4 protein-coding genes are annotated in these 6,000 nt (G+C 67.6%); 2 read left to right on the top strand and 2 right to left on the bottom strand.

The window, feature by feature from the left end; all coding sequences use genetic code 11:
* Positions 1-13 precede the first annotated feature (13 nt).
* Complete coding sequence (locus ACZ4U4_RS01680) at positions 14-1,111, top strand: IPT/TIG domain-containing protein (RefSeq protein ID WP_467868920.1); 1,098 nt, start codon at positions 14-16, stop codon at positions 1,109-1,111.
* A gap of 504 nt (positions 1,112-1,615) precedes the next feature.
* Here the strand turns inward: ACZ4U4_RS01680 and ACZ4U4_RS01675 are convergent.
* Positions 1,616-3,148 (bottom strand): IPT/TIG domain-containing protein, encoded by a 1,533-nt coding sequence (locus tag ACZ4U4_RS01675; RefSeq protein WP_467868239.1) that lies wholly within the window; start codon positions 3,146-3,148, stop codon positions 1,616-1,618.
* Between the two features lie 723 nt (positions 3,149-3,871).
* Between ACZ4U4_RS01675 and ACZ4U4_RS01670 the strand changes: the two genes are divergently transcribed.
* Entirely contained in the window at positions 3,872-4,441 is a 570-nt protein-coding gene (locus ACZ4U4_RS01670; RefSeq protein WP_467868237.1) for an IPT/TIG domain-containing protein, read from the top strand.
* Between the two features lie 28 nt (positions 4,442-4,469).
* On the opposite strand, the gene ACZ4U4_RS01665 is transcribed toward ACZ4U4_RS01670, so the two are convergent.
* Complete coding sequence (locus tag ACZ4U4_RS01665; protein ID WP_467868236.1) at positions 4,470-5,492, bottom strand: tyrosine-type recombinase/integrase; 1,023 nt, start codon at positions 5,490-5,492, stop codon at positions 4,470-4,472.
* Positions 5,493-6,000 lie beyond the last annotated feature (508 nt).

Raw genomic sequence — 6,000 nt, 5'->3', positions numbered from 1 at the left:
GCAGATCACGGCTGTGGCTCCTGCGGGTTCGGGGACCGTTCAGGTCACTGTCACTACCCCTGGCGGGACGAGCAACGGTCTGGCCTACACGTACACGTCGGTTTCTGCACCGGTGTTGAGTTCCGTGGTGCCGTCTTCGGGGCCCGCGGCGGGTGGGAATTCGGTGACGCTGACCGGGTCGGGGTTCACCGGGGCTTCGGCTGTGCGCTTCGGGGCGACAGTCGTGTCTTCCTTCACGGTCGTCTCTGACACGCAGATCACGGCTGTGGCTCCTGCGGGTTCGGGGACCGTTCAGGTCACTGTCACTACCCCTGGCGGGACGAGCAACGGTCTGGCCTACACGTACACATCCGTGCCTGTGGTGAGCAGCGTGACCCCGAACCAGGGGCCGCTTTCCGGTGGTAACACGGTGACCCTGACCGGCAGCAGCTTCTCCGGAGCGACCGCGGTCACCTTCGGCTCCACGGCGGCCGCCAGCTTCACGGTTGTCTCCGCGGCACAGATCACCGCTGTCGCCCCCGCCGGGACAGCCGGGCCGGTCCAGGTCACTGTCACCAGCCCCGGTGGCACGAGTTCCCCGGGAGCCACATACTTCTACGTCGCTGCCCCCGTACTCAGTGGCATCAATCCTGGATCAGGACCTCTGAGCGGCGGAAACAGCGTGACGTTGACGGGAAGCCATCTGCTGAACGCGACGGCGGTGCTCTTCGGCTCTGCGGCAGCCTCTTTCACTGTCGTCTCCGACACCCAGATCACGGCCGTCGCGCCGGCTTCTGAGGCGGGTGTCGTGCAGGTGACCGTCACCACTCCTGTAGGGACGAGCGGAGGGATTTCCTACGCATACCTCGCGGTGCCCGTACTGGCGGCGCTGAGCCCGGCGCAGGGGCCTGTATCCGGTGGCAACACCGTCACCCTGACCGGTAGTGGACTCACCGGAACCACATCGGTGCAGTTCGACACGGTGCCCGCCGCGTTCACCGTGATCTCGGACACGCAGCTCACCGCCGTGGCTCCCTCCGGAGCCCCAGGACCTGTCGGTGTCACCGTCAGCACCGCCGGCGGAACCAGCGTGGCCCTGACATATACCCGAGTGCCTCCCCCCAGCATTTGAGTTCCCCTGCCGCCCGGTGGCTGAGTTCCCCTGCCGCCGGGCGGCGCGTACGCGCGGACCGCAGCCGTGGGTGAGCCGTACCCACCGCGTGACGGGCCGCCTCTTCGCTCTGTCCGCGCACGCATCAGCCGATCATGTCGGCCCCGACTCCATGGCCACCGCTCCAGACGCCGAGACAGCAGGAGCGGTGGTCGTGGGTTCTGCCGTGGCACGTAGGAGGCCGTGCGTCGCTTCCTCGGTCTGTCCCGCATGGCACCGCCGCGGCGGCAGGGAGACGGCGTACTCCGGCCCGAGAAGGTTGCCTTCCCCTGCCTGCCTCCCCGCCTGCCTGCGTCGCCGCGAGCGGAGCCGGTCGCCCGCGCCCTTGCGCCGCGCCTCGTCGAGGTGAGCGGCGAACCGCGGGGCGGACACGTGGTCCGTGCAAAACGGGTTCGGCGCTATCGGACCGTCCTCGACACGATGAGTCACGGGGCCTGCTCCGACACGTGCGGCGTCGGAGGGGCCCTACCCGCGGCGGTCCGTGTCGGACTGGTGGGCGATGTCGCGGCCGGTGATACCGGCCGCCGCAATGTACGTGTAGGTGGCGTTGCTGGCGATGCCTCCGATGGTCGTGATGACGACGGGGACGGTGCCGACCGCTCCGGGCGGAGCAGTGGCGGTGATCCGGCTGTCGGAGATGATCACCGGCGGGACGGAGGTGGTGCCGAAGGTCACCTGCTGCGTGGTGGCCAGGTTGGCGCCGGTGATGGTCACCGTGGTGCCGCCGGTGGCGGGGCCGGAGGCGGGGGCGAGCGCCACCAGACGGGGAGGCTCGATGTAGTAGAAGGGGATGGGGTTGCTGGTGCCCCCGGGCGTGGTCACCGTGACGTTGACGACACCATGCCCGCCGGGGGTGACAGCAGTGATCTCGCTGTCGCTGACGACTACCACGTCGGTGGCCAGGCGATCACCGAAGTGGACAGCGGTGGTGTTGCTCAGGTGGCTGCCGATGATGGTCACCCGCGTGCCTCCACTCGTGGGGCCCCGCTGCGGAAAGATGCCCCGTGGCCCGGGCAGCACGCTGACCGTGCTGTTGCCGTTGTTGGCCACGTAGACGTTCTGTTCGTCAGGGGTGACCGCGACCCAGTACGGCACGTTCAGTCCACCGTACGTGGCGATGATGTCGTAGGTGCCGGTGTCGATGGCCTTCACGGTGCCGTCCCCGTTGCTGGAGACGTAGGCCACCTTCCCGTCCCTGGTGACGGCGGCCGCGAAGGGCAACGAGAAACCGGGGATGGACGCGACAACTGCCTGGCTTGCGGTGTCCAGCACATCGACCGTGTTGCCGCCGAAGTTCGGTACGAACAGGCGTAGTCCGTCGGGTGTGAGGGCGGGCACGCGAGGAAAGAGGAACCCGGTGATGTGAGCGACAACGCTGTTGGTCGCGACGTCGATGACGCTGATCGTGTTGGAGCCTTCTTCACTGACGTAGGCCCGTACGCCGTCCGGGCTCATCGCCATGTTCCTCGGCCCGGTACCGACGGGAATCCCGGCGATGAGCCTACCGCTGCCGGTGTCCAGCACGACGACCTGATTGAGGGCCTGGCAGGCCACGAAAAGCCGGCTTCCGTCGGGTGTGACGGCCAGGTGCACCGGGTTGACTGTCCCCGTCATCGTGTTGATCACCCTATTGGTGGTGGTGTCGATCACGCTGATGGAGTTGCCACCGTGGTTCGCGACGTACAGGTGCCGCCCGTCCGGAGAGACAACGGCGCCCCACGGCCCTCCGGAGACCGGGATCGTGGCGGTCACCGACTTGGTGGCCGTGCTGATCACGGACACCGCGCCGGAGCCGAAATCAGTGACATAGGCCCGGCTTCCGTCAGGGCTGATCACCACGCACACCGGGCCGTTCCCCACTGGAACGGCGACGGCGGCCGCGGGATCAGCGGACAGCTCTCCGTCTCCCACCGTTACGGCTCCCAGCCACGGCGGGAGTGGTCCCGCCTGCAAAGCGGAGTCCTCAGCGATGGCGGCTTTCTTCTGCGAGGAATGCACACTTCTCTCCTGTACTCGACGTGGGTGCGCGGACCCGGCGCTTCTGGAGAGTGACCACGACGCCGGCCGACGCTGTTCCCCGGCACACGGATGGGCGGCCTGCCGGTCCAGATCGCTGACCAGTAACCCAAACGAGGTACTAATCCGGCAAGCCCGGTATGCATCAATCAACCGTTCGGAGCAGTCCGATGTGTACACCGGCGGGCCGACGGCACAGATCACCGTTGCACTCGGAAAAGTGACAGTCCCGGGAATCCGACTTCACAAACGCTTCGCCCCCTCGGGGCACCCTTCCTGTCCCCGGCCACGAGCGGGCGCAGGAACCGACCTTGGGCCCGCGCTCTCCCTCGGCTCTCAACCGGCCCTGTCGATGACCGTGGTGAGGGGACCGCGAAGTGCGCTGGGCCGAACGGGTGGCGTGATGTCAAGGGCGTTGAACCGCGACAACCCTTCTGGGTTACTGAAGACGCCTGGCTGGTGGGCCGTCCATCCCCCTCGGGCTTCAGTGGTCGGTCCGTCCACCAGCCCCCGCGCGCAGGGCTGCGAAGGAAGTCCGACAGCGCGACGGCCCCTTGCACCTCGCGAGTGTGAGCCGACTGCGTGCGCCGTCGGTGTTCTCCTCCGGTACGGGCGACTGCTGCCAGTGCTCGGACTCTCGGCTCGTGAATCGTGTGTGTCACGAGCGGAGCCGGGCGACACCCCACAGACAGCAGGAGGACTTCCATGTCCACATCCGCAAGCCAACTGATTCCGTTCGCCCAGCCGCAGTTCGGGCCCGTCCTGCTCGCCGTGCTCCCGAACTCGGGGCCGGTCGCGGGCGGCAACTCGGTGACCCTGCTCGGACTGGGCCTCGCCGGCACCAACAGCGTTCTCTTCGGGAGCACGCCGGCCACCATCGTCGGTCAGGACCCCATCGGGCTGACCGTCACGGTGCTGGCTCCGGCGCACGCCGCCGGTGTCGTGCAGGTGACCGCGAGCAACGCCGCGGGTACCTCCAACCCGGTGGCCTACACCTACGTGACGCCGGCCCCGCCTGGCATCCCCGTCGCCACCGCGATCATCCCTGCCACCGGTCCGGTGGCGGGCAACACCCCGTTCGTCATTGTCGGCTCCGGCCTGCAGAACGCGAGTGTTACCTTCGGGGGCACCCCGGCGACCGTTCTGGGCACCGACCCCAGCGGCACGATCCTGTTCGGTTTCACCCCGGCCGGTACCGCTGCCGGCAACGTCCCGGTCGTGGTGACGACCTCAGGCGGCAGCGCCACCGTCCCCGGCGGGTTCACCTACGTGTGAGGAGAAGGCCGTCGCCGGGGCGCCGGTTTCATTCCTCCGGTGTGCGACGGTGGATTGACCGTACGGACCTGATGGCACGGTCCGGTACCGGCACCTGAGAGGAGGGCGTGCCCCCTCCACCATCCGGCCCCCGCCCCCTGGAGGCGGGGGCCGGACCCTGGCCCGGGCGCCTCGTCACCGGTTCTCGGGGCGGACGCCCGCCCGGGGGCAGATAGGGCCGGACGGCATCCGGCGAAAGACACTCGGCGATGTCGCACAACACGTGCATCGGCAGCCTGGCGTCCGCCATCCACGTCAGCCCGGTACGCCGTACGTCGTGGCGGAGAAGGAATTCATGCCCCAACTCGACCACGACGCTCTCCCAGTTGGTCGCCCTCCGCAGCACAGCGGTGGAGAAACGGCTTTGAGAAGGACCGGTGAACAGCCGTGCCTGCGGGGTATGTCGTGCCGCCTCCAGCCGTCCCGCAACCAGCGCCCGTGCCGCAGGTCGCAGCGGTACGGATCGCCGGTTCCGAGCCGGGCACCGGCCGTCCACCGGGCCGTCCGCGGTGAACACCGTGTGGTGTCTCACATGCCATGTCCAGGTGCCCGGATCGATGTCCTGGGCGCGCAGTCCGGACACTTCGCTGAAGCGGGTACCCGTCCACGCGGCGAAACGCACGATGTGCCCCCAGCCTTCGTAGCCGCCCCAGGAAGACTGGACGAGCCTGGCAGCCAGACGGTCGAGCGCCGCCGGGTCGGGCAGCGCCAGCGACCGTGGCGTGGCGCGTTCGAGCTGGGCACGCTGGTACTCCTGCTGCCATCCGGTCACCCGGGCCGGGTTGGCGTCGAGCAACCCGTCCTTCACGGCTTGTTCAAGGACACGGACCAGCACGGCGAGGCTGTTCTTCACCGTCGACAGCCCGCACTCGTCGGCGATCCAGCAATGCAGCGCGCGATCGACGACCTGGCGGGTCATCTTGCCCACGGGAACGTGCCCGACGCCGGGAAGGATGCGGAGCCGCCATCCGGCCTCGTAAGGAAACATGGTCTTGGGGTCCAGTCCGTCCATCGCGACCGCCCATCGCCGTTCTCCGTACTCGGCGAGTGACATCGTGCGGCCGCGGGCCGCGGGCAGAGTCCGGTGCGAGAAAACACTTTTCATTTTCCGATCAGCCCTTGCCTGATATGGCGATTATCAATCGTGTTGGCGCGATTTACTCGTACGTGCGTAGCGATCGCATGCAACTCTCGCTTCGCAGTGACGTGATGTCGTGGGGTGACGGACGGCGATCTGGCGTTACCGCTACGGCTGTTCTCCCTGTAGGGGAATGCCGAGAAAATTCGTGTGTCGCGCTTCCCTGTTTCGCCATGGGGTGGAAGAAGTGGGAAGGTCAGGACCTCGTCCGTCGCGGACGAATAGAAGCATCGATCAATGTTGGCACGCAAGTTGGTGTGAGTTCACTGTTTTTCACGCTGCTCCAAAAGAGTGACCTCTCCTGTCGGCTGTTGTAACCGGCTCAGGGTGCATGGATAACTGGGCACATCCAACCGGTGGGCCGCCCATCCTCTCCGGGGAA

It is taken from the genome of Streptomyces sp. NPDC029159, from assembly GCF_055564055.1.
Note: the sequence above shows the minus strand (reverse complement) of the source record. Positions and strands in the feature narration are given on the sequence as shown.